Annotated in this window: 16 protein-coding genes and 1 pseudogene; 11 read left to right on the top strand and 6 right to left on the bottom strand. The window is 64.3% G+C overall.

The window, feature by feature from the left end; all coding sequences use genetic code 11:
• The first annotated feature begins 67 nt into the window (after window positions 1–67).
• Window positions 68–3,022 (top strand): TonB-dependent receptor, encoded by a 2,955-nt coding sequence (locus tag NX02_RS06115; protein WP_342671299.1) that lies wholly within the window; start codon window positions 68–70, stop codon window positions 3,020–3,022.
• Window positions 3,023–3,127: 105 nt separating this feature from the next.
• On the opposite strand, the gene NX02_RS33535 is transcribed toward NX02_RS06115, so the two are convergent.
• Window positions 3,128–3,400, bottom strand: coding sequence for a hypothetical protein (locus NX02_RS33535; RefSeq protein WP_245648779.1), 273 nt, complete (start codon window positions 3,398–3,400; stop codon window positions 3,128–3,130).
• Between NX02_RS33535 and NX02_RS06110 the strand changes: the two genes are divergently transcribed.
• From NX02_RS06110 to NX02_RS06080, 7 genes are all read left to right on the top strand, one after another.
• Complete coding sequence (locus tag NX02_RS06110) at window positions 3,374–6,073, top strand: glycosyl hydrolase 115 family protein (RefSeq protein ID WP_245648778.1); 2,700 nt, start codon at window positions 3,374–3,376, stop codon at window positions 6,071–6,073. The two genes, NX02_RS33535 and NX02_RS06110, sit on opposite strands and share 27 nt — an antisense overlap.
• Window positions 6,073–7,680 (top strand): alpha-N-arabinofuranosidase, encoded by a 1,608-nt coding sequence (locus tag NX02_RS06105; protein ID WP_084717630.1) that lies wholly within the window; start codon window positions 6,073–6,075, stop codon window positions 7,678–7,680. Before NX02_RS06110 ends, NX02_RS06105 begins: the two co-directional genes overlap by 1 nt.
• 187 nt (window positions 7,681–7,867) lie before the next feature.
• On the top strand, window positions 7,868–10,435 hold the full coding sequence (locus tag NX02_RS06100; RefSeq protein WP_245648777.1) for a glycosyl hydrolase 115 family protein: 2,568 nt from the start codon (window positions 7,868–7,870) through the stop codon (window positions 10,433–10,435).
• 183 nt (window positions 10,436–10,618) lie between these two features.
• The gene (locus NX02_RS06095) at window positions 10,619–11,467 is read left to right on the top strand and encodes a 3-keto-disaccharide hydrolase (protein ID WP_211258297.1); all 849 of its coding nucleotides are present in this window, start codon (window positions 10,619–10,621) and stop codon (window positions 11,465–11,467) included.
• Window positions 11,468–11,472: 5 nt separating this feature from the next.
• The gene (locus NX02_RS06090) at window positions 11,473–12,348 is read left to right on the top strand and encodes an FAD:protein FMN transferase (RefSeq protein ID WP_025291305.1); all 876 of its coding nucleotides are present in this window, start codon (window positions 11,473–11,475) and stop codon (window positions 12,346–12,348) included.
• Window positions 12,311–13,648, top strand: coding sequence for a Gfo/Idh/MocA family protein (locus NX02_RS06085; RefSeq protein WP_084717628.1), 1,338 nt, complete (start codon window positions 12,311–12,313; stop codon window positions 13,646–13,648). Before NX02_RS06090 ends, NX02_RS06085 begins: the two co-directional genes overlap by 38 nt.
• A 31-nt stretch (window positions 13,649–13,679) precedes the next feature.
• Entirely contained in the window at window positions 13,680–15,089 is a 1,410-nt protein-coding gene (locus NX02_RS06080) for a Gfo/Idh/MocA family oxidoreductase (protein WP_211258296.1), read from the top strand.
• A gap of 166 nt (window positions 15,090–15,255) precedes the next feature.
• On the opposite strand, the gene NX02_RS06075 is transcribed toward NX02_RS06080, so the two are convergent.
• The 5 genes from NX02_RS06075 to NX02_RS06055 form a co-directional block, all read right to left on the bottom strand.
• Window positions 15,256–15,912, bottom strand: a complete 657-nt coding sequence (locus tag NX02_RS06075; protein ID WP_039996437.1) for an alpha/beta fold hydrolase — start codon at window positions 15,910–15,912, stop codon at window positions 15,256–15,258.
• Complete coding sequence (locus NX02_RS06070) at window positions 15,909–16,943, bottom strand: AbrB family transcriptional regulator (RefSeq protein WP_342671298.1); 1,035 nt, start codon at window positions 16,941–16,943, stop codon at window positions 15,909–15,911. The genes NX02_RS06075 and NX02_RS06070 overlap by 4 nt, the downstream gene beginning before the upstream one ends.
• 106 nt (window positions 16,944–17,049) lie before the next feature.
• Entirely contained in the window at window positions 17,050–18,357 is a 1,308-nt protein-coding gene (locus NX02_RS06065; protein WP_025291300.1) for a CitMHS family transporter, read from the bottom strand.
• Window positions 18,358–18,381: 24 nt separating this feature from the next.
• The gene (locus NX02_RS06060) at window positions 18,382–19,866 is read right to left on the bottom strand and encodes an OprO/OprP family phosphate-selective porin (protein ID WP_025291299.1); all 1,485 of its coding nucleotides are present in this window, start codon (window positions 19,864–19,866) and stop codon (window positions 18,382–18,384) included.
• Window positions 19,863–20,936, bottom strand: coding sequence for an ABC transporter substrate-binding protein (locus NX02_RS06055; protein ID WP_025291298.1), 1,074 nt, complete (start codon window positions 20,934–20,936; stop codon window positions 19,863–19,865). The genes NX02_RS06060 and NX02_RS06055 overlap by 4 nt, the downstream gene beginning before the upstream one ends.
• Before the next feature lie 112 nt (window positions 20,937–21,048).
• On the opposite strand from NX02_RS06055, the gene NX02_RS06050 reads away from it, so the two are divergent.
• From NX02_RS06050 to NX02_RS06040, 3 genes and pseudogenes are all read left to right on the top strand, one after another.
• Window positions 21,049–21,702 (top strand): response regulator, encoded by a 654-nt coding sequence (locus NX02_RS06050; RefSeq protein WP_084717627.1) that lies wholly within the window; start codon window positions 21,049–21,051, stop codon window positions 21,700–21,702.
• Window positions 21,692–23,086 carry a sensor histidine kinase gene (locus NX02_RS06045; RefSeq protein ID WP_025291296.1) on the top strand — a complete coding sequence of 465 codons (1,395 nt, stop codon included), beginning with the start codon at window positions 21,692–21,694 and terminating at the stop codon, window positions 23,084–23,086. Before NX02_RS06050 ends, NX02_RS06045 begins: the two co-directional genes overlap by 11 nt.
• A 329-nt stretch (window positions 23,087–23,415) precedes the next feature.
• Window positions 23,416–24,669: pseudogene (locus NX02_RS06040) on the top strand (IS256 family transposase).
• Window positions 24,670–24,684: the final 15 nt, after the last annotated feature.

The raw sequence follows: 24,684 nt of genomic DNA, 5'->3' as shown, positions 1-24,684 counted from the left end.
TGCGCAGGAAACGGCTCCGCCGCAGGCGCCTCCCCAGGAAGAAGCGGCATCCGTCAGCGATACGGCAGTGGCCGACATTGTGGTCACCGGGTATCGGGCGTCGCTGCAGAATTCGACCAACGCGAAGCGGGAGGCCACGGGTTTTACCGATTCGATTTTCGCGCAGGATATCGGCAAGTTCCCCGACACGAATATCGCCGAGTCGTTCAATCGCATTCCGGGTATCACCATCAATCGCGATGTTAATGGTGAGGGCATCAACGTCGCCATTCGCGGGTTGGGGCCGAACTTCACCAACGTCACATTGAATGGGGCGCCGATCGCCGTGTCCTCATCCGGCGCGACGGATGCGCAGGGCACGGATCGGTCCGTGGACCTGAGCTTTTTTCCGACGGATCTGTTTACCAAGCTGACGGTGAACAAAAGCTATACCGCCAATCTTCTCGAGGGCGGCGCTGCCGGTAACATCGACATGCGCTCGGCCCGCCCGTTTGACCGCCCCGGGACACGACTGACCTACAGCCTTCAGGGGACGAAGCAGAGCGGGGTCGATCGCATCGGCGCGCGTGGATCGATGATCTTCAGCACGACGAACGACACGATGGGCATTCTGGTCGGCGTATCCGGACAAAGGCTTTATACGGACAATCGCGGCTATGAGACGATCGGTTTCACCAACCCGGCCTTGACCGCAGCGCAGTGCGGAGCGGCGACCGGCTGCAACGCGACGGGCGGCGGCAACTGGACGATCCCCTCGGCGGTACCGGCCGGAGCCGGAGCTGGCCTCGTCGCGGGCCAGACGATCGATCGGGCGTGGCTGCTGGCGAATAACCCGGGCGCCTCGATCCAGCAGATCGACAATGGCATTCTCCCGCGCCTCGGCCGCTTTTCCGCTCAATACGGCCGGCGCGATCGCATCAATGCGATCGCGAGCGCGGAGTGGCGCCCAAATGACCAGATGAAATTCTATCTGGACGGCCTTTATGGCTATAAGCGCAACAATCTGACCCGCGAAAATGTCGCCTGGATCGTCAGGAACAGCCAAATCATCCCGACCAATACGACATATGATCGGGAGGATTGTGCAACGGGATGCCTGGTCAACAGCGGCACCTACGCCAATTCGCAATTCTTTCTCGAATATCGCCCGCTGACGGAGACGACCGACCTCTACAGCGTCAATCCCGGCCTGGACTGGGAAATCAATGATCGCCTGAAGGTTTCGATCCAGGGCAATTACACCCGCAGCACCTTCCACCGTGAGGTGCCGACGGCTGGTCCGGTTACCGCGCTCGGCAGCGGGGTAACGGTGGACTATGTCAATAACCCGGACGGCGCGCCGACCATCACGTCGAGCGTCGATCTCAACGATCCCAACAACTTCGTGTGGAATGGCGGCCGCGTCAATATTTCGGACGAGCGGCGCGTCAACGAGACCAAGGGTGTGCGTGGCGCGCTGACGTGGGGTGACGAGCGGTTCAGTCTGCAGCTCGGCGGCAATTACGACGACGTCAGCCGCCGCATCCGTGGCTTCGACAACAGCCAGGCCTGGCAGAATGCGGTGTGCGGCGGCGATCCCAGCGTCTTCGTTCCCGGCCCGAACAGCCAGCCGCCCTGCGCCGGTCTCGCTTCGGTCCCGCCGGGCACCGCCGGCTATCCGACCTATCCGGGTTACGGCACGGGCTACACGGCCGGGCAGACCGGCCCAGTGACCTATGGCGGGTCGTTGATCCCGGTCGGAGACCTGCCCAACTTCCTGATGCCGGGCCGCGCCGGCTTTGTCACCGTGGACTGGAACCGTTTCCGGCAGGCGTCGAACTATGACTTTTATCATGACAACGCACCGGAGTCCGGCGGGTCCAACACCGGCGCCAGCGGCGGCCTGATCCGCGAAAAATCATTCGCAGCCTATCTGATCGCCACGGGCAAATTCGAGATTGGAGACAATGACCTCCGCTACAATGTGGGCGCCCGCTACGTAAAGACCGATCAGACGATCGAAGGCCGCGTGAGCCTGAGCGACCCGCGCAACACCCCCGCTGACGGTTCGACCTTGCCCGACGGTGCGCGCTATCCGAGCGTCGTCAACATCGTGCGGACGTCGAACAGCTATGACAAATGGCTGCCGGCAGCGACGGTTGCCTATGACCTTGGCGATATGGCGGTGCTTCGTGCCGCCTATTCGAAGACGATGACGCGCCCCGATCCCGCCGCCCAGCTTCCGGGCGTCGGTTTCGGTGACCCCTCGGCGGCCACCGCGACGATCGGCAACCCGGCGCTGAACCCCTATTTTTCGGACAATCTCGATTTCGGCGTCGAACTCTATACCGGTCGCGAAGGCCTGATCTCGGTCAACGCCTTCCGCAAGGAGTTGACCGGCTTCACCACCAATCAGATCACCACGCAGCCATTCGCCTTCCTGGCGCAATATGGGATCACGTACGACTCGCTGAATCCGACGCAGCGGCAGGCGATCGACCTTCGGGGCGGCCCCGGCGTTGCGACCATCCAGGTTCAGTCGCAAGTCAACGTGCCGAACAAGCTTACCGTCAACGGTCTCGAATTCCAGTGGGTTCAGCCGCTTGACTTCCTGACGAGCCGCTTCGGGATCGAAGGGTTCGGCTTCAACGCCAATGCGACGCTCGTCGATCAGCGCAGCGACGGACCGGCCGTTGCGTTCGGTGTCGCGCCGTTCACCTACAACTTCATCGCTTATTACGAAAAGGGCGGAATCAATCTGCGGGTGTCGACAACCTATCGGGAAGGCTCGCAGAGCAGCGGCCTGAACCAGAATGGTATTCCCACCGCCGCGCTGTTTACCGACGACTATCAGCAATGGGATTTCTCATCGAGCTTCGATCTGGAGGAGATCTTCGGATGGAAGAGCGCACCCCAGCTGACGGTCGATATCCAGAACCTCACCAACGCGCGCCTGCGCAGCTCTTTCCAGTATGATGGCGCGACGTTCACGCAATATCGTCCGGGCGTGCAATATCTCGTCGGCTTCCGCGGTAGTTTCTAAGGGATAACGAGGAGGAGTTGCGCCCGATGGCGTGGCTCCTCCAATTCGTTACGCTATCGGCTGCCAGGGCCAGCCGGTTCGCTGATGTAGGGAAGTGCCATGCTTTCACGCCGCGACGTTCTTGCGGGATCGCTGGCTGCAGGGTTGGCTGCCAGTCCGCTTCATGCAGCCGTTCGCTTCGACGAAAAGACGCGGGGGTTCGAACTGGCCGGTGCGGGCCGCACAGCGGCTCTCTTCGTCGAGCCGGATGATTTCCCGGGCGTCATCCGGGCCGTAGGAGATCTCGCCGCCGACATCGGTCGCGTTTGCGGTGCGGACGCCGAACAGGTATCCCGTGCGGATCGGGATCGCATGGTTCTGATCGGTACGCTGGGCCACAGCCGGCTCATCGATCAGCTTGCCGCCTCCGGACGGATCGACGTGGCCCCGATCCGGGGAAAATGGGAATCCTACACCATCCAGACCGTTCGGAACCCGGCTCCGGGTATCCGCGAAGCGCTCGTCATTGCCGGCAGCGACAAGCGCGGCACGATCTTCGGAATCTATGATCTGTCGCAGAACATCGGCGTTTCGCCCTGGTATTGGTGGGCCGATGTTCCGGTCGTGCGGCGAGAGCGCGTGCGGGTCGCCTATGGCCGTTATTTCCAGGGGGAGCCGGCGGTCAGATATCGAGGCATCTTCCTCAACAATGAAGCCCCCTGCCTTTCTGCGTGGACCGCAGAGAAGTTCGGGGGCATGAATTCGACATTCTACACCAAGGTGTTCGAATTGCTGCTCCGGTTGCGCGCCAACTATCTCTGGCCAGCCATGTGGAACAACGCCTTCAACGAGGACGACCCGAGGAACGGTCTGCTGGCGGACGAATATGGGATCGTCATGGGCACGTCCCACCACGAGCCGATGAACCGTGCGCACCGTGAATGGACATCGCGTCGCCCGGGCAACGGAGAGTGGAATTACGTCACCAATCGTCCGGCCGTGCAGCAATTCTTCCGGGAAGGTGCAAAGCGCAGCCGGGATCGCGAACTGCTGGTGACAATGGGAATGCGCGGCGATGGCGACGTCGCGCTCGAGGGCACTGGCGGCATCAAGTCCGATATCGCGCTTCTCGAGACCATCATCACCGATCAGCGACGGTTCCTTCGGGAGGAAACCGGCAAACCGATAGAGGATATTCCGCAGGTCTGGGTGCTCTTTACGGAAGTTCAGAAATATTATGATGCCGGACTTGAACTGCCCGATGATATTACATTGATGTTTGCCGACGACAATGTCGGCTATCTGCGCCGCCTGCCCACCGCCGAGGAGCGCGCCGCTCGCAAGGGCGGGTTCGGCATCTACCATCATATGGATATGAATGGCGGCCCCTACAGCTACAAATGGATCAACACCAATCCGCTCCCCAAGATATGGGAGCAGATGAACCTCGCGCTGGAATATGGCGCCGATCGCATCTGGATCACCAACATCGGCGACCTGAAACCGCTCGAAATTCCGATCGAATTCTTCCTGACGATGGCGTGGGATCCCAAAGCCGTCGCCAAGGAGAATATCGGTGGCTGGACCGCAATCTGGGCAGCGCGCGAATTCGGTCCCGAGCACGCAAAAGAGATCGCTGCGCTTGTCTCACGCTATGCGAAATATAACGGCTGGCGAAAGCCGGAGCAGCTCGAACCCGACACCTACAGCCTTGAAAACTTCAACGAGGCCGAGCGCGTCCTCGCGCTCTGGTCGGACCTCGAAGCCCGGGCAGAGGCGATCAACGACCGCCTCCCGGAGAGCCATCGAGCAGCCTACTACCAGCTTGTGCTTCATCCCATTCGCGGATGCGGCAATCTGACCGCGCTGTTGGTCGCGGCGGCGCGGAACAGGCGCTTTGCCCAGCAGGGCCGCGCCAGCACCAACCTTGAAGCCGCCGAGACGAAGAGGCTGTTTGCCCGGGCTCATGAGATTCGCGATTATTATAACCATGCATTGTCAGGCGGAAAATGGAACCACCTGATGGACCAGACCTATATCGGCTATTTCAACTGGTATCAGCCCGTCCAGGACATCCCGCCGGCCGTTTCAGAACTCGACCTCAACGACGAGGCCCGTTTTGGCGTCGCGATCGACGGGTCTGCCAAGGCCTGGCCGGGCTACTATCTGCCCCCTGCCCTCCCGGTACTGGACAGCCTGAACCGGCAATCCAGCTGGATCGAGGTCTTCCCCCGGGGAAAGCGGCAAGCCGAGATAAGCGTCAAACCCAGCGACCCCTGGATCGTGCTCAGGGAAACCAGGGCTTTCAGCGTCAGCACCTCGGATCGGCGATATGCTGTTGAAATCGACTGGGCGAAGCTGCCGCCCGGTCGCACGACCGGATCGATCAAGGTGAGCGACGGCAGCGTCACCGTCGCCGACGGGGTGGTCTCGGCGAACGTGTCGGTGGCGGTGACGGCCGTTCGCGCCTCACCCCAGGAAGAGGCAGCGGCAAGCGGTGCCTGGGGAGCGCTGACGGGGCCGTTTTCGATCCCGGCCAGTGCTTACGAACGAAACGTTCCTCGCAACGGCGTTCGCTGGGAAGCCATTCCCGACTATGGCAGGGTCGATGCCGCAATGTCGATCTTCCCGGTGGACGCCGCTTCGCCCCCCTCCCCAACGGATGCCCCACGCCTCGAGTATCCGATATTCGTCGGCGAAAGCGGCGAGTGGACCTTCGATCTGGTCACCGCACCGACGCTCATGGTCGATCCCGATCGCCCGCTTTCGCTGGCGCTGTGGATCGACGACGCGGCGCCGCAGATCGTCACCGTGTTCACGCCCGAAAACCGTGCCTCCGAGGAGTTCCTCGGCGAAGCACACGACATCAATGCGCGCACCGACATGCGGATCATGCGCTTCAAGGTGCCGATCGCCAGCAGCGGCCGGCACGTGCTGACCGTCGCCATGGTGGATCCCACCATCGTACTCCAGACCATCATTGCCTACCGCGGCACCTTGCCCGCGAGCTATTTCGGACCACCCGGCAGAAAAATTCCGACGTCGAGGCTGGCGAGCAAAGGGGAACGATAATGAAAGCGCAATCGAGTCCTTTCCCATCTGCCTGTGCCACGCGATCGCGCGTCGGCCGGTGGTTGCACCGTGCGGCCGCGGTAGGATCGATGCTGCTGGCCGCATCGTCTGTTCCGGTTCAAGCGCAAGAACCGAAGAATGTCGCGGCAGTGATCAACCTCGACACGCCCGGTGCCCGCATCGAACCCCAGATCTATGGCCAGTTCGCAGAGCATCTCGGACGTGGAATTTATGAAGGCATATGGGTGGGACCCGACAGTCGCATCCCGAACATAAAAGGGTTCCGTAAGGATGTTCTCGACGCGCTGAAAAGAATCCATGTCCCCGTGGTGCGTTGGCCGGGCGGCTGTTTCAGTGAAGTCTATGATTGGCGGGATGGCATCGGCCCCCGTTCGCAACGGCCGGTGAGAACACGAATGAACTGGGATGATGTCACCGACACCAACCAGTTCGGAACGCATGAATTTCTCGACTTCATGGAATTGCTCGGTGCCGAAGCCTATGTTTCCGGCAATGTTGGGTCGATGTCGCCGCGAGACATGCAGCTTTGGCTCGAGTATATGACGGCCGATAACGATTCCACGCTTGCCAAGCAACGCCGGAGCAACGGCAGGGCCAAGCCATGGACGATAAAATATTTCGGAATTGGTAACGAAACCTGGGGATGTGGCGGCAATATGCGGCCGGAATTCGCCGCCGATGTCAACGCGCGCTATTCCGCCTTCGTCAAGGCGCCGAAATCGATGGCCATGATACGGGTCGCAAGCGGTGCGAGCGTACAGGGCGGTGGCGACTACGAGGCGTTCACCGAAGCCATGATGAAGAACCCCGGCGAGACCGAGGCACTGAGTTTTCATTATTATGCAATGCCGATGGGCCGGCCCAAGAGCGAAGCGACCGGCTTCAGCGAGTCCGACTGGTCAGATGTTCTCGATCTGGCGCGCCAGATGGAACCCATGCTTTCACGCGTGGAAGCCATCATGGACAAACACGACCCGCAAAGAAAAATGCCGCTGTTCGTCGACGAATGGGGCACATGGTACAAACTGGATCGGAACGCCCTGGCCGGTGAACATCATTTCCAGCAGAACAGCTTGCGCGATGCCATGGTCGCAGCGCTGACCCTCAATATTTTCCATCGCCACACAGACCGCGTCAAGATGGCAAACATCGCCCAAATGGTAAACGTACTCCAGGCCATGATCTTGACGGATAAGGAGCGGATGATCCTCACGCCAACCTATCATGTGTTCGATATGTATCAGCCATTTATGGGAGCTACTCCTTTTCCGGCAGCGGTGGCGGGTCCGGATTACGTCAACGGCGCTCGCAAGATGCCGATGGTGGATATGTCAGCTGCGAGAGCCAGGGATGGAAAACTCTACGTTGCGATTGTGAACACCGATCCCCGCCAGCCTGCCCGCGTCGAAACCAACCTGACCGGAACCGCGACGGGACGGGTTCTCACCGCCCCGGCGATAGATACGATCAACAGCTTCGAGCAGCCCAATGCAGTTCGCCCTCAACCATTTGCCGGACGTCTCGAAAACGGACGCCTCACATTCCTCGTACCGGCGAAATCCGTCGTCGTCGTGAACGTGGAATAGTGCGGCTCACTCCCGCTGCTCTCAGTCAAAGCAGATCAGTATCGGGCGATGGCGAAGGCTGCGCCGCAGCCAGATGTTACGATAGCGCTCGCATGACACGCATATGGAGAGAATGATGGCCGGAAGTCGCAGGCATGGCGTGTCTCGTCGAACCCTCATAGCGGGATCGGCGTTGGCGGGGGCAGGATTGGCCATCAACGCCGCAGTTTCGTCCGTGAATGCCGCGACGGTGGGGGGGCATGGCGATACTGGCTTTCCGTTGATTGCGGATGGGCTGCCGGCAGCGATCCTGGTCGATCCCATCGCGGACAGCGCGGTTCGTCATGCCGCGGACAATTTTTCCGGAGATATCGAACGGGTGTGCGGACGGCGGCCATTGCGTCACGCCGACCTCAAGGGAGCGCGCGGGCGCATCGTCGTGATCGGCGTTGCGGGGCGTTGCGCGGCGATCGATCGCCTCGTCGCCGAGGGCCGGATCGACGTCGGCGATATCGTCGGCGAATGGGAAGCCTTTCTGCAGATCGTGGTCGATCGGCCGTTTCCGGGGGTGACCGAGGCGCTCGTCATCGTCGGTGCCGATCGGCGTGGCGCCGTGTTCGGCACCTATGACCTGTCCGAGCGGATCGGCGTTTCGCCCTGGCACTGGTTTGCCGACGTGCCGGTCAAGCGGCAGGCGAACGTGTCGATCCCGGCGGGTGTGCGGCGGGACCAGCCGAAGGTCCGCTACCGCGGCTTCTTCATCAACGATGAGGACCCCTGCTTCAGCGGTTGGGCGAAAAAGGCGTTCGGCGGAGTCAACGCCGCCGTATATGCCCATGTGTTCGAGTTGCTGCTGCGGATGAAGGGCAATTATCTGTGGCCCGCGATGTGGGCGCCCAAGGCATTCGCGGCCGACGATCCGAATTCGATGATCCTTGCCGATCAGATGGGGGTCGTGATGGGAAGCTCCCATCACGAGGTAATGATGCGCGCGCAGGATGAATGGCATCGCGATACCAAGTCCGGCGTGACCGGCGGTGCGTGGGATTATTCGACGAACGCGCGCAATCTGCGCACGTTCTGGCGCGGCGGCATCGAGCGGATGACTTCGAAGCCGAGCGGCACCTATGAGTCGGTCGTCACCATCGGCATGCGCGGCGATGGCGACGAGGCGATGGCCGAAGGCACCGCGACCGGACTGCTCGAGCAGGTTGTGGCCGATCAGCGGGCGATCATCGCGGACGTCACCGGCAAACCGGCAGCCGAAACACCCCAGGTGTGGGCGCTCTACAAGGAAGTGCAGGACTATTACGATCATGGCATGAAGGTGCCGGACGACGTGACGCTGCTTTTCGCCGACGACAATTGGGGGCAGATCCGGCGGCTTCCCGCGCCCGATGCGGGGCGGCGGCCCGGCGGATATGGCGTCTACTACCATTTCGATTATGTCGGCGTGCCGCGCAACTATAAATGGATCAACACCAACCAGATCGAGAAGATCTGGCAGCAGATGGACCTGGCCTATCGGCGCGGTGCCGACGCGATGTGGATCGTCAATGTAGGCGACATCAAGCCGATGGAATATCCGCTCGGTTTCTTCCTTGCCATGGCGTGGAATCCGGATGCGTTCACGCCTGCGGTGCTCGCCGACTATCCGGCGCGCTGGGCCGAAGCGACGTTCGGGCCGGAGCATGCCGCAGCGATCGGCACGATCGTCACCGCCTACAGCCAATATGCCGCACGGCGGAAGCCCGAACTGATCGATCAGGACAGCTTTACGATCGGCGACATTACGCCCGATGGACTTGACGGTGGCGCGTTCGGCGCGATGGTTGCCGAATGGGACGCGCTGGAGGCGCGGATGCTGGCGGCGAAGCGTGCCTTGGGCGCCGATCGGCAGGATGCCTATTATCAACTCGTGGAGTTTCCCATCGCCGCGATGGCCAATCTCTACCGGCTCTATTATGCAACAGCGTGGAACCGGAAGCTGGCTTCGCGCAACGACCCGCGCGCCAATGCCTTCGCCGATCAGGTGGAGTCGACGTTCCAGCGCGACCAGGACCTCACGGATCGTTATCATCGCATCGCAGACGGCAAATGGGATGGCATGATGGCACAGGTCCACATGAATTATGTGATCTGGAACGATCCCACCCGGCAGACGATGCCCAGCATCGTGCGCGTCGCGGGCGACACGCCGGAACACCGTCGGCGCGGCGGCGTGTCGTTCGTCGCCCGCACCGTGAGCAAGAGCGGCGTGATCGCGATCGAGGCGACCGCTTTCAGCCGGTTGCACCATGGCGCGGGATTGCGCTGGACGGCCATCCCCCATCTCGGCCGGACGAAGGGGGCGGTGTTGGCCCTGCCGCAGGGGCGGCCGGCAACGACCCCGGCAGATGGCATATGCATCGACTATAATGTCGATGTCGCGGTTGCGGGGCCCGCGACGCTCACCCTGTTTCTCGCGCCGACATTGGATACGCTCGGCGGCGCGGGTGTCGCGATCGGCGCGTCGATGAACGGGGGCCCCGTGCAGACGTTGCGCGCCGAATTGACCGCCACGGGCGGCGCACAGCGGACTCCGGGAGAAAAGCGCTGGGCAGACGCGGTGCGCGACAATGTCGTGCGGCTATCGACCGACATGGGGCATCTCGCCGCGGGACGGCACGTGCTGAAGATCTGGCGGCTGGACGACAATGTCGTTCTTCAGAAGCTGGTTCTTGCAACCGCGCCGGTGGAGCCGACCTACCTCGGTCCGGTTCCGGCGACGAATTGAACGCTAATGGCCTGACCTCTTTTTGAGTATACCCCCAACATATTCAGATCACATCAGAAAATTTGGCTTGCAGATCGCCTTCCGGTAAGGCCAATATACTCACGAGGCGACAGCGAAGGGTCATGCTCATGGCGCCGTCGCGAAATCGCACAACGTGCCATGTCCCCATAGAAGGCGCCGGCGATGATCGGCGCGGTGAGAGGAATGCAAATCATGCTGGCCATTCTTTCCGCTGCCATACTGGCGATCACGCCGGCAGCGCCAGTTCCGGATCAGGACGCCCAAGCCGCGCAAGGCACTGAGTGCCCTGTTGCTGGACTTGCCGATGCCAACCGCCTCACCTCGCGCGAGCGTGCGGAAGGCTGGACGCTCCTGTGGGACGGTCGCTCGTCGGCAGGATGGCGCGGCGCAAGATCGGCAGAGTTTCCGAAGCAGGGCTGGCTTATATGCGACGGCGTGCTCACGATCCGGGGCAGTGACGGACAAGAATCGCGCGGCGGTGGAGACATCATAACGATCAAGCGATACAGCGATTTCGACCTGACCTTCGATTTCCGGATTACCGAGGGTGCCAACAGCGGCGTAAAGATCTTTGCTCAAACAGACATTTCGCCGCTCGACCGGGTCACGGGCAAGCCGACCCCGATCGGATCCGGCATCGGCATGGAATTTCAGATCCTCGACGATGCGCGGCACCCCGACGCCAAGGCGGGGCGCGACGGAAACCGCACCACCGGCTCGTTCTACGACGTCATTCCGGCGCCGAAGACCAAAAAGATGATGCCGGTCGGTGAGTGGAACCATGGCCGCATCGTTTCGCGCAAAGGGCACATCACCTATTATCTGAACGGGCAGCAGACCGTGGATTTCGTGCGTGGATCGGGTGCATTTGACGCCGGCGTCGCGCAGAGCAAATTCCGGGACATCACGGGATTCGGTGAATGGGCGGATGGCCACATCCTGCTACAGGACCATGGCGACACCGTTTCCTTCACCAACCTGAAGATCCGCGAATTTCCGACCGGGCGGTAATCGCCATGCGCGTATTCCTTCGGACGCTGCCGGCGATGAACACGCGCCTTTCGCTTCTGGTGCCGGGAATTGACGAGGCCGCGGGTGATGCCCTGGCCCGCGACGTTGCGGCGGTGCTGGGCGCACAGGAACGGACGATGAGCCGCTTTGGAAGGGATGCCGAACTTGCCCGGGTCAACCTCCTTGCGGGCGAAACGTCGGTCAGGCTCAGCGAACAATTGTGCGCCATCCTAGTCGAATGCCGCCAGCATTGGCTGCGCACGGGCGGGGCTTTCGACATCACGCTCGGCGCAATCAACGACAATTGGCGCGGCGGATCCGCCGCCACGCCGCCGGCGGGATGGGATCATGTCGATCTGGATCAGGATCGCCGCCGCATTGCGTTTCGGCTGCCCGGGCTGCGGCTTGATCTGGGGGGGATCGGCAAGGGAATTGCGCTACGCGCGGTGCGGACCTGCATGAGTTCACGTGGCATCGAGCATGCGCTGGTGAGTTTCGGCGAAAGTTCGATCATTGCGATCGGGGCAGAACCGGGCGCGAGCGCATGGCAGATCGGCATCGGTGACCGCGTCGACGCGACGCGCAGCGTCGGCGGCTTCGCGCTGCGCGATGCCGCGATGTCCACATCGGGAGCAGCCCGGGGCATGCCCCACCTGATCGACCCGCATACGCGGCAGGCGGTGGGCATCGACCGTCAATTGAGTATCGCCTGCACCTGCCCGGTCGACGCCGAAGTGCTGTCGACCGCATTGATCGCGACGCCGGTCGCGGAGCGCCCGCAGATCTTGCGCCGCTATCCGCCGGCGCGTGCCATCGAATTCGCCTGGCGCGCCGAGGGTGCGCATGGCTCCGAAGAAAGGATCTGGAGTCATGCGGCCTGATGATTCCGCTATCGCACACGGCGCTGCGCTTTCCCTGCCCGCGCGACGCAGCTTCCTGCGCGGTCTCGCGGCATCGCTGGCGGGGTCGGCGTTTGCCGCCGAGATGCCATGGCTATCGCCGTTGCGTGCGGCACCGGTCGGGCAGGCGCCGTCGGACCGCGTGCGGCTGGGCCTGATCGGCATCGGTTCGCGCGGCGCCCTGCTGGCGGACCATCTGTTCAAGACCCCGGGCGTCGAGATCGCCGCGGTTTGCGACGTGCATCCATCGAACCTTGCACGCGCCGCGGCGGCGGCGGACGCTGCCGGGCAGATGGCCCGCCGCTTTACCGACTATCGCGCGCTGCTCGACCTGAAAGGGATCGACGGCGTGGTGATCGCGACGCCACTCCATCTGCACGCGCCCATGGCTTTGGCGGCGATTGCAGCGGGCAAGCACGTGTTCTGCGAGAAAAGCCTGGCCCGCACCATCGACGACTGCAAACGGGTGGCAACCGCCGCTTCGCGCAGCCCGAACGTTTTCCAGATCGGGCATCAACGGATGTTCGACGCGCGTTTCCACAAGGCTCTATCCTATATGCGGGCAGGCGAATTGGGCCCCATCACCCAGATTCGTGCCTATTGGCACCGAAATACGGATTGGCGACGCGCATCGGCTTCGCCGGAATTGGAGCGGCTGGTCAACTGGCGGCTGTACCGCGAATATTCCGCCGGATTGATGGGCGAGCTCGCCTCGCATCACCTGCACGTCACCAATTGGATCATGGATGCGCCCCCGCTCGCCTGTGTCGGCTATGGCAGCACGAATTACTGGAAGGATGGGCGCGAGGTCTTCGACAACGTCAATGTGCTCTATCGGTATCCGGGTGGCGTCACGGCCATCTATGACTCGCTGAGCTCGAACCGGCACCACGGCATGGAAGTGCAGGTAACCGGATCGAAGGGTACGATGGAGTTGGAGACCGGTCGGATGTTCTGGGAAGAACTGCCGCACGCCCCTGCCCTGACGGCGCTGGCAAGGCAGGTTGAGAGCGGGACCCCCGCGGCCCGCGTGCCGCTCGCATCCGCCACCTGGTCGCCGGAACTCAAACAGTCCGCAACAGGCGCCCCGATCCTGGCGAACTGGGAGGGTGACGACGGCACGGGGCTGTCGCTGGCAGCCTATGCAAACGCGATCCGCGGAAGCGAACGGGCGCCGGGCATGATCGACCATGCCTATCGCTCCGGCGTGGCGGCGCTGATGGGGCTGGCAGCGATGGAAGAGGGCCGGGAAGTCGCCTGGCCCGGCAATTACCCGGCGTGATACCGCGGGCTACGCGAGGAGGGAAATGAGGATGACGATCAAGATGCCTGTCGCCGCCACGGCGATCAGTCGCCGCGGGTGGATGAAGGGCGCCTTGGGCGCCAGTGCCCTGCTCGCACCCGGCCTTGTCCGCGCGCAGTCGCGTGGGCAAAAGGTCAACATCGCCTGCATCGGCATCGGCGGACGCGGCGTTGCGGTGGTCAAGGACCTTTACGACAGCGGCCTCGCCAATGTGGTGGCGCTGTGCGACACCGAAATGGGCGCGTCGCGCACCGCCGAAGTGCTCAAAATGTTCCCCGACGTGCCGAAATTCCGTGATTTCCGTCAGTTGTTCGACAAAATGGGAAATGCGTTCGACGCAGTCAGTATCGCCACGCCCGATTTCTCGCACTTTCCGGTAGCGATGCACGCGATGGCCCTTGGGAAGCATGTCTACTGCGAAAAGCCGATGGGCCACAGCTTTCGTCAGATCCAACTGATGATGGACGCGGCCACGAAGTACAAGGTCATGACGCAAATGGCCAACCAGGGGCATTCGGGCGCTGGCTATTTCCAGTTCGGCGCCTGGACCTCGGCTGGAATCATAAAGAATGTGACGCGTATCACGGCTTTCATGAACTCTCCGCGCCGCTGGCACGGCAAGACAACGAACGGCTTTCTACCAGCCGAACCCGTACCCGCCGATCTCGATTTCGACGTTTGGCAGGCAACAAGCAATCCGCATCCTTATAATTTCGGCTACATGGTCGGTGAATGGCGATCCTGGTTCGAATATGGCAACGGCGCACTCGGCGATTGGGGCGCCCATATCTTCGATAATGCGCATGAATTTCTGCGGCTCGGCCTGCCAACGGAGGTCGAGAGCCATTGGATCGACAGGCCGAGCCGCTATTTGTTTCCACAGGGCTCCACCCTCATATTCCGGTTTCCGCGCCGAGGCGCGCTGCCGCCGCTCGAGCTCAGCTGGTACGAAGGACAAAACAACCTACCCCCGCTGCCGGCAGATTTCGGCGATTCGGTCGTCGACCCCAACATTCCCCCGCCCAGCGCCGGCAGCATTGAAACGAAGCGGCTGGCACCCGGCAAGGTGATCTATGGCGAGGGCCTGACATTCAAGGGCGGCTCCCACGCATCGGAACTGGAAATCATCGGCCAAGCCGGCCTGGACCTCCGATCACGCCTGCCCGCGACGCCCGCCTATGACACAAGTCACGCAGGCAATTTCCTGCGCAGCGTGATGGGTCAGGAGCAGTGCCATTCCGATTTCCGCATCGCCGGGCCCTTGTGTCAAACAATGGCGCTGGGCGTCATAGCACAGCGCACAAATGCCAAGATCAGTTTCGACCCGGGCAGTCGGCGGATCACCAACCACAAGGTCGCCGACGCACTGTTGTTGGGCGATCCACCGCGGCCCGAATGGGCGCATTACTACCAGCTGTAGTGATACAAGGCAGCCGCCGGCATCGGCGGCGTCAGCGATCCGGTCGCATTGAAAAATTTGGCGCACCCGAAGGGATTCGAACCCCTGGCCTCTTCAGGCGCAAGATTTTCGACAACCATCGCAGGCTTGGTACATCAATGCCGTCAGGGGGCGTCCACCCCAACGCTCAATTTTTCAGCCAGTCGCGCAGCAGCGCCGTCGTCTCGCCGGGGCGTTCGATCGGCGGCAGGTGGCCGCAGGAGCGCAGTCGGCGAAAGTTCGCGGTCGGGATCTGCTGCGCCAGCGCGCGGGCATCTTCCGGCAGGCAGATCCGGTCATGATCGCCCACCGCCACCAGCGTCGGCACATGGATCGCCGCGATCGCCGGCGCCAGATCGGGACGGGCGAGCAGTGCGCGCTGCTGGCGTTCGAACACCGCGGCGCCAACCCGCTCGGCCATGGCCTGCACCGGCCCGCTGATGATCTTCGAGAGCATCGGGTCGGCGTGCGGCTCGGTCGCCAGCATCCCCTGTTCCGCCATGGTGCGCGGACGCGCGTTCAATGAGGCGCGGGCGCCGAACAACGCAAGGCGGCTGATCCGGTCCGGCTGCTGCCGGATCATCTCCATCGCGACATAGCCGCCGAGGCTGACCCCGGCGACGGCGAAGCTCGGCGGGGCGTGCGCGAGCACGCGCTCAGCCATGCGCTCCAGCGAGTCGTCGACGGTGAGGTCGCCAAGCTCCGGATGCGCGATTTCGGCGAGATCGAGCACCTGGCGCGCCCAGAGCTGGCCGTCGCATCCCATGGCGGGAAGCAGCACCAGCGGGGTTATGACGGAGATCATGGAGCGGTATTCCTTGAAGGACGAAAGGCAAGCGGCGCGCCGATGATGACGGCGGCAATGCGGACGAGATGGTGCACGATGACAATGCCGGGCTCGAGCGCGAGGCCCAGCGCCGCCATGCTCATCTCCGCCAGGCCGCCCGGCGCATAGGCGAGCACGAGAAGTGCTGGATCGAGCCCCGAGATCCGGCTCATTGCCCCCGCCCAGGCGAAGGTGAGCGCCAGCAGGATCAGGGTCGACCCGGCGGCGAGACCGAGGATCCGTGCGAAGGCGGCCAGGCTCAGCCCGCCAAAGCGGCAGCCGATCGTGGCGCCGAGGCCGACCTGTGCGGCGGCGAGAAGCCACAAGGGTACGCGAAAATCGGTGACGCCCGACAGATGGAGCGTCGCGCTGACCGCCATCGGGCCCATCAGATGCCAGGCGGGTACCCGCAGGGCGCGCGCCGCCAGCGTGCCTACGACGATCGAGAAACCGCCCCACGGGAGAAGATCGATATCGGGAGGGATCGTAATGTCTCCGATCGCCGCCCCGTCATTCGGCGCGATGCCGCTGAAATGGCGGATCAGGAACGGGATCACGAGCACGACGAGGAAGATGCGTGCCCCCTGGATCATCGCCACGCTGCGCTCGTCGGCACCGCGCTCGCTGCCCATGATCACCATTTCGGCGATGCCGCCCGGCATGCCGGCGAAATAGGCGGTGGCAGGATCGAACCTCGCGACGCGGCGAAACCAAGTGATGCACAGCATGGCCGCGGCGGCAAGGAACAGTGGCAGCAACAGGAGCGACAGCCAGGATTGGCCGATCAGGCCGAACAGGCCGGGATGAAACGAGCATCCCAGCACCACCCCGATGATCGCGGCCATTGGCCGGCGAGTCGCGGCCGCGGCTGCGACGGGCAGTCCGGCGATGCTGGCGATGGCGCAGGCTGTCATCGATCCGAGCACCCACGGCAGCGGGCTTCCAACCAGAGTGAACAGCGCCCCACCGACTGCTCCCAGCATCAGCGCCGCGACGAAGCGCGCGATCACGCGCGGAGCGCCAGATTTTTCGACACGTCGGCGCATCATCCGGCGCGGGCGCCCGCAGCGAACGGCGCGGAAGGAACCGGCGATACGATCCGCCCGATATCCGGCATCACAGCGCGGCAACGAACGGGAATGCCAGCACGACCATGCCGACGATCGTCATCACGAGGCACACCAGCGCGGCCGGCAGCAGTGCGAAGCGCTGGTGATCGGCCAAGTCGATGCCGGCCAGGCTGACGAGCAGGTAGGTCGATGGCACCAGCGGGCTCAACAGGTGCACCGGCTGGCCCATCAGGCTGGCCCGCGCGATCGCGATCGGCGCGACGCCATAATGGCTGCCCGCCTCGGCCAGGATCGGCAGCATGCCGAAATAGAAGGCGTCGTTCGAGATGAAGAAGGTAAAAGGCAGGCTGAGCGCTGCGGTGATCGGCGCCATATAGGGGCCCATGGCGGGCGGGATGATGCCCACCACCGCGCGGCTCATCGCATCGACCATGCCGGTACCGCTGAGGATGCCGGTGAAGATGCCCGCCGCGAAGATCAGCGAGACCACCGACAGCACGTTGCCGGCATGGGCGGAAATGCGCTCCTTCTGTTCGGCGATGCCCGGATAGTTGACGATCAGCGCGATCGCGAACGCCAGCATCATCAGCACCGAAAGCGGCAGCAAGCCCGTCACCAGCCCGGCCAGCAATACGATCACGAGCATACCGTTGAACCAGCGCAGGTGCGGGCGGCGCGCCTCGGGAAACTGCGACACCGCCATGCCGGTGAAATCCGCGGGCGTGCTCTGTGCGACCTGGCCCAGCCGCTGGCGCTCGCGACGGCCGAAGAAGATCGCCATCACGATCAGCGTCGCCAACCCGGCGATCATGCCGGGGATCAGGGGCAGGAACAGTTCCGCCGGATCGAGCTTGAGCGCACTTGCCGCGCGCGCGGTCGGCCCACCCCACGGCGTGAGATTCATCACCCCGCTCGTCGTCATCAGCAGCGCGCAGAGATACAGCCGGTTCATCTCGAAGCGCTTGTAGAGTGGCAGCAGCGCTGCGATCGTGATGATGTACGTCGTCGATCCGTCGCCATCCAAGCTGACCAGCGCGCACAGCACCACCGTGCCGACCAGGATCAGCAGCGGATCGCCATGGACGACGCGCAGCAGCCGGTTGACGAGCGGATCGAACAGCCCGGTATCGGTCATCGTCGAGAAGAACAGGATCGCGAACAGCAGCATCACGCCGGTCGGCGCGAGGTTCTTGATGCCGTCGATCATCATCCCGCCCAGCCCGGCGCTGAAACCGGCTATGAGCGCAAAGGCGGTGGGGATGACGATCAGCGCGACCAGCGGCGTCATCCGCTTGGTCATGATGAGCGTCATGAACGTGGCGACCATCAGGAAGCCGAGCAAGGCAAGGTTCATTGCAAAAGGATCCCGGTTGGCGGATCAGAAGGTAACGGCGACGCGGGTGCTGACCGTCTGTCCGTCGTCGCTGCCGGTATAGGGTCCGGCGGGATTGTCGGTGTGCCAGTGGATGGCATTCAGCTGGATGCGCACGAAGCTGTTGAGGTACCAGTTGGCCCCGATCGTCGCGGCCCAGCCACGTCCGCCGGTCGCCAGGCCATCGAACTCCAGGCTTTCGTAGCGCGTGGTCAGCTCGATCGCGCCCGATCCGCCATCGAACACCGGCCGCAGCACATGGGGCTGGCCGAAGGCGCCAAGGCGGGGATTATAGGGCGGCAGGTCACCGGTCACGAACCAGCCGCCCGCCACGCTCCACGCGCGGGTCAGCAGGTCCGGGCGACCGGCATCCAGCCGTGCGTGCCGTTCCCCCGCCTCTGCCATCAGCCAGATCGGCCCGACATAGCCGCCCACTTCCGCGCCATAGCCCGTCGTGCCGGTTCCGCCGGTGATCACCCCGGTGGATACGCGCAGCGCGCCGTTGAAGCGGCCGCCGATCACGGTGCCGCGCGTCAGCGTATCGGCACCCGCCGCTAGCGCCTCGTCAAAGCCCCACGCGCCGAGATGCAGGATCGCGCGATCGCCCTTCAGCGGGTTCCAGTGGACGCGCCCCAGCACCGTCCGCCCGTCGCTGACGGTCTGGGTGCCGTCGACCCGGTCGCCGGTGACGGTGAGGGAGGCATGGCCGGTGCGCCAGAACAGCCGCGGCATCGCGCCGATGCCATAGAAGCCGCGCTGGGGAATGATCGCGGTCGCCACCGTGGCGCGCTCGAGAAACGGCGTCGAATCCGATCCGGTCGATCCTTCGAAGCCGCGATCGTTGAACAGATGGCCGGCGCGCACATCATACTCGATTCCCGGCGAGATGCGGTTGCGCCAGCCGATGAAGGCCGTGACGACATCGACCTCATTCTCGGAAAAGTCGGTCTCGAACTGGTAGAAGAAATGCGTGCCGACGCCGCCCTCGATGCCCATGCGCAGCGCGCGCATGCCGGTGGTGGTGAGGTTGCGGCCGTCATAGGCGGAGCCGAAGGTCGAGCTGACATCGGTCAGGATGCGGCCGCGCGGCTTGAAGGTGAATGCGCCATCGGCGGAATGGAACACCGGCAGGCCCGCGCCCCATTCCGTCTTGACGCCCGCGGCATTGGCTTCGAGAACGCGCGCGATGTCGCGGTCGGCCGGGCCGGGCGGCGCAAGCTGCGGCGCATAGGGCTGGGTGCGGTGCGGTGCGGGCGGTTCCGCCGGCGCCTCCTGCGTGGCGACCACCACCGGTGGCGCTACCGGTTCCTGCGGCGCGGATGCGATCTGCTGCGCCTCCTCCAGACGGTCGATCCTCGCCCGCAGCGACTGGATTTCCGCTGCCTGCAGGCGAACCAGATCGGCAAGCTCGTCGCGGCCCGGCGTCTGCGCGAGCGCGGGCACCGCCGCGACGAGTGCGGCCAGCGCGCAGCTGGCCTTCAGGAGTTTCATCTTGCATTTGCTCCTTCGGCAAGGATCGCGTCCCACTCCGCGAGGAAGCGTCGGCGCTTGACTGGATCGAGATTCACGAAAAGCTGGGGACCGCCGCGGATCGGCCGGGCCTGTGGAAGCGCGGACCGGGTATTGGCCAGATCGGTCCGCATCGGCGGCAGCAACCCGCGCGCCAGCAGCAACTGGCCCTCGCGTGACAACATGAAATCGAGGAACAGCCGCGCGCCGGCGGGGTGCGGCGCATCGCGCGGGATAAAGGCGACGCGGGAGGCGACGAGCGTGTAGTCCTTCGGAAACACCACGCCCACGCCATCGTCGCTCGCCGCGTGCTTCAGCGCGTAGGGGCCGACCACATTATAGGCGATCGCCACCTCGCCCTTGCCCACCGCGTCCATCATCGGCTCCGTGGTGGGCAGCAGGATCGGGCGGGTGGCGGCGATCGCCTGCAGCAGCGCCCGCGTGTCCCGCGTGATCGCCTGATCCTGTGTCACATAGAGATAGCCGACGTTCGAACGCGCCGGATCATAGGTCGCGACCTTGCCGATCAGCGCTTCACGGCGCGCGCGCAGCAGCGCCGTGAAGGCCTGGTGCGTCTGCGGCACCTCGCTCGGTGCGATCAGCCGCTTGTTGTACACGATTGCCACCGGCTCGGCGGTCACGCCATAGCCCATGTCCTTCCAGACAGCCTCGTCCGGCAGCGCCGACTTCTGCGGGCTGGCGTAACGCTGGGCATATCCGTCGTTGATCAGCTTCGCCTGCAGGTCCATCGCCGAGGACCAGACGATATCGGGAGCGGCCTTGCCGCCCTGCACCGTCCCGACGATGCGATCGTACATCAGCGTCGAATCGACATCGGTGTAGCGCACGGTCACGCCGGGGTGCCGGCGGTTGAACGCATCGACCAGCGGCGCCACCACGCTCGCGTCGGCGTTGCCCCAGACGATCACCGCGCGTTCGGCGCGGGACTGCGCCATCAATGCGCGCTGCGACGGCGTCGAGAGCAGCAGATAGGCTGTGCCCCCCACCGCCACCGCGGCTATAGTCAGTCCGGCAATGAGTGTTCTACGCACGATCTCGGCTCCTCTCGCTTCCCATGTCTCGCGTCGGGTAAGCTGCTAATGCCGTTCTAGGCAGCCAAACTGTCACCCGCCTTTCACGAGGAAAGAATTGTTGCGCATTCTGATGGTGGAGGACGATGCGGCACTTGCGCGGAGCATTCAGGCGCTGCTGCGGACCGCAGGGCACGCGATCGATCGCGTGGCGACCGGGCAGGATGCGCTGCTGTTCGCGGCGGGTGAGCCCTATTCGCTGATCATCCTCGACGTCGGCCTGCCCGACATCGACGGGTTCGAGGTTCTCGCGACCTTGCGCCGGCGGGGCGAGCGCGCGCCGGTGCTGATGCTGACTGCGCGTGACGCGCTGGACGATCGCGTGCGCGGCCTCGATCTGGGCGCGGACGATTATCTGCGCAAGCCGTTCGCACCCGAGGAACTCGAAGCGCGGATCCGCGCACTCGGCCGACGGCGCGGTGGCGATCCGACGCCCGAAATCGTCGTCGGTACGCTGACGGTCAATCGCTCGACCGGCGAGGCGAAGGTGGCCGGCGCGCTGCTCGATCTGCGCCGTCGCGAATGGGCGGTGCTCGATGCGCTGGCGTCCCGCGCCGGCCGGATCGTCTCGCGTGAGACGCTGTTCGCCGAAGTGTTCGGGCTCGACGAACCCGTCGGGGAAAATGCGCTTGAGGTGAACATCACCCGGCTGCGGGCGAAGTTGCCGGCGGGCGGGCCGGTCATCCGCACCGTGCGCGGCGTCGGCTATCTGCTCGATGAAGGCTGAAATCTCGGCCGCAGCCGCACCCCGCCCGCTGGCCCTGCGCAGCCGGTTGATGCTGGCGATGCTCGGGCCGTTGCTCGGCATCGCCATCCTGATCGGTTTTGCGGGATCGACGCTGATCGCAGACGTCGTGCGCCGGTCCAACGATCGCGTGCTGGGCGGCGCGCTGGGCGCGATCGCAGAGACGGTGCAGGTGGAACGTGGCGTCGTCACGCTCGATCTGCCGGCGGCAGCGTTCGGCATGCTCCAAAACAGCGAGCGGGACAGCATCTTCTATCGCATCGCGGTCGGCGATCAGGTGCTCACCGGCTATCCCGATCTGCCCGCTCCGGATATCGACGCGCTCACGCTCGACGGACCACGCTTCCGCAGCGCCCGCTTCCGCGGCCTCGATGTCCGGATCGCCGAGGTGCGGCGCGCGCTGCCGGGGCTCTCGGGGCCTGTGGTCGTGCAGATCGCGGAAACCCAGGACTATCGCCGCTCGGTCAGGTTCAGGCTGATCGCCGCGCTCGCCTTGGGGGAACTTGTGCTGGTCGCGGTCGCCATGCTGCTGATCCGGCCCTCGCTCGGCTGGAGCCTGCGGCCGCTCGATCGGCTGCGCGGCGCGGTAACGGCGCGCGACACCCGCGCCGCACCGGACCTTGCACCGCTGGTGACGGGGCCGTTGCCGGTGGAACTGACGCCGCTCGCAGGGGCGTTCGACAATCTCCTCGCGCGGCTCGACGCCGCCACGGCCGGGGTGCGGCGGTTCACCGCCGATGCCTCTCACCAGATGCGGACGCCATTGTCGGTGCTGCGGGTGCAGGTGGCGCTCGCGCGCCGCGGCGAGGAATCGGCGCTGGACGAGATCGCCGATGCCGCCGACCGCCTCGAACATCTCGTCACGCAATTGCTGGCGCTCGCGCGGGCCGACGAAGCAGGAGCCTCACCGCCGGCGGAGCGCGTCGATCTGCGCGAGGTCGCGGTTGCCGTCATCGAGCGCCGGATCGGCCAGGCGATCGAAGCCGATGTCGATGTGACGCTGGACGCGCCGGACGATGGCGTCCTGGTGTCGGCGCATCGCGCGCTGCTCTTCGAAATCGTGTCGAACCTGCTCGACAATGCCATCCGCTACAACCGCGCCGGCGGTCTTGTCGTCGTGACGATCCGAAACACGGGCGGCCGCGTGTCGATCGCGGTCGGCGACGATGGCCCCGGCGTCCGGCACGCCGACCTGCCACGCCTCGGCCAACGCTTCGTCCGGCTCGATACCGGGCGTGACGTCGAGGGCAGCGGTCTCGGCCTTGCCATCGTCCGCTCGGCATCGCAGCGCATCGGCGCGCAGCTTGAGATCGAAAACACGCATCCCGGGCTGCGCGTCACGATCGCCTTCGGGCACTGTGCGTGATGTCAGACCGAGCGACATTCCACGGTCGGATAACGGCGAAAGAGCGAACGCCTCTGGGAGACGAAGCCGCCATCCGCTAACATGGTGTTGAACGACCGCTATTGATGGCGGGTTCAACGGGTGGTCGCAACGCTTCATTCTCGATGTGTGAACCGCACCGAGCCGAAGGCTCCGGATCGTGTCCCAGTTGGTGGTGTAGCTCGTCGGTAGCAAAGCTGACCGGCTGCGCGCTTGCGAACAGCGCTGTAGCAGCCGGTCAGCTTTGCGGGTGGCCATCGGTGATCTTCGGATAGGTTTGGGTTGCGACACTCGAACCGACGGAGATCCCGATGACCGACGACAAGATGAACGTTCAGGCGCTGCTGGGGAAGAGCGCGGATGCCGACTTCCTGCGCGAGATGATCGGCTTTGCGGCCCAGCGGCTGATGGATCTGGAGGTAAGCGGGCTGACAGGTGCCGGCTATGGCGAGAAGAGCACGGAACGTCTCGCCCAACGCAACGGCTACCGCGAGCGCGATTGGGAGACCCGCGCCGGCACCGTCGAGCTGCGCATCCCCAAGCTGCGCAAGGGCAGCTATTTCCCCGGCTTCCTCGAGCCGCGACGGATGGCCGAGAAGGCGCTGACCGCGGTGATCCAGGAAGCCTATATCCAGGGCGGAGCCTGCCAAGGTTCCGGCGATGCGTAGCATCGTTGGAAAGCAGGCGGAGGGATCTCGACGCGCTCGGTCGACGATCTGGTGAAAGCGATGGGGATGAGCGGCATCTCCAGGAGCCAGGTCAGCCGGCTGTGCGAAGAGATCGACGATCGGGTGAAGGCCTTCCTCGACCGGCCGATCGAGGGCGACTGGCCCTATCTCTGGATCGACGCCACCTATCTCAAGGTCCGTCAGGCCGGGCGGATCGTCTCGGTCGCGGTGATCATCGCGGTCGGTGTCAACGGCGACGGCCGGCGCGAAGTCCTTGGCATGGCGATCGGCTCGTCCGAAGCCGAGGTGTTCTGGACGGCCTTCCTGCGCAGCCTTGCGCGACGCGGCCTGCGTGGCGTCAAGCTCGTCGTCTCCGATGCCCACGAGGGCATCAAGGCGTCGGTCTCCAAGCTGTTCAACGCGACCTGGCAACGCTGCCGCGTCCACTTCGCCCGCAACGCCCTGGCCCATGCCGGCAAGAGCGGGCGCAGGGTGGTGTCGGCGTTCATCGCCACCGCCTTCGCCCAGGAGACCGCCGAAACCGCCAGCGTCCAGTGGCGCAAGGTCGCCGACCAACTGCGGCCAACCGTGCCCAAGCTCGCCACCTTCATGGATGACACCGAGCAGGACGTGCTCGCCTACATGACTTTCCCGCCGCAGCATCGCGCCAAACTGCACTCGACCAATCCCATCGAGCGGCTCAACGGCGAGATCAAGCGGCGCACCAACGTCGTCGGCATCTTCCCGAACGAGGACGCCATCACTCGCCTGGTCGGCGCCATCCTGCTCGAACAGAACGACGAGTGGGCTGTACAGCGCGCCCGGTACATGACGCTGGAAAGCGTCGCTCCGTTGAGCGATAACCCTCTCGTCAGCATGCCCGCCGTGGCTGCCTGATCAATCCGGCCTCGC

The organism is Sphingomonas sanxanigenens DSM 19645 = NX02, assembly GCF_000512205.2.
GTDB classification, from domain to species: Bacteria; Pseudomonadota; Alphaproteobacteria; order Sphingomonadales; family Sphingomonadaceae; genus Sphingomonas_D; species Sphingomonas_D sanxanigenens.
This window is presented reverse-complemented; position numbering and strand designations above follow the sequence as displayed.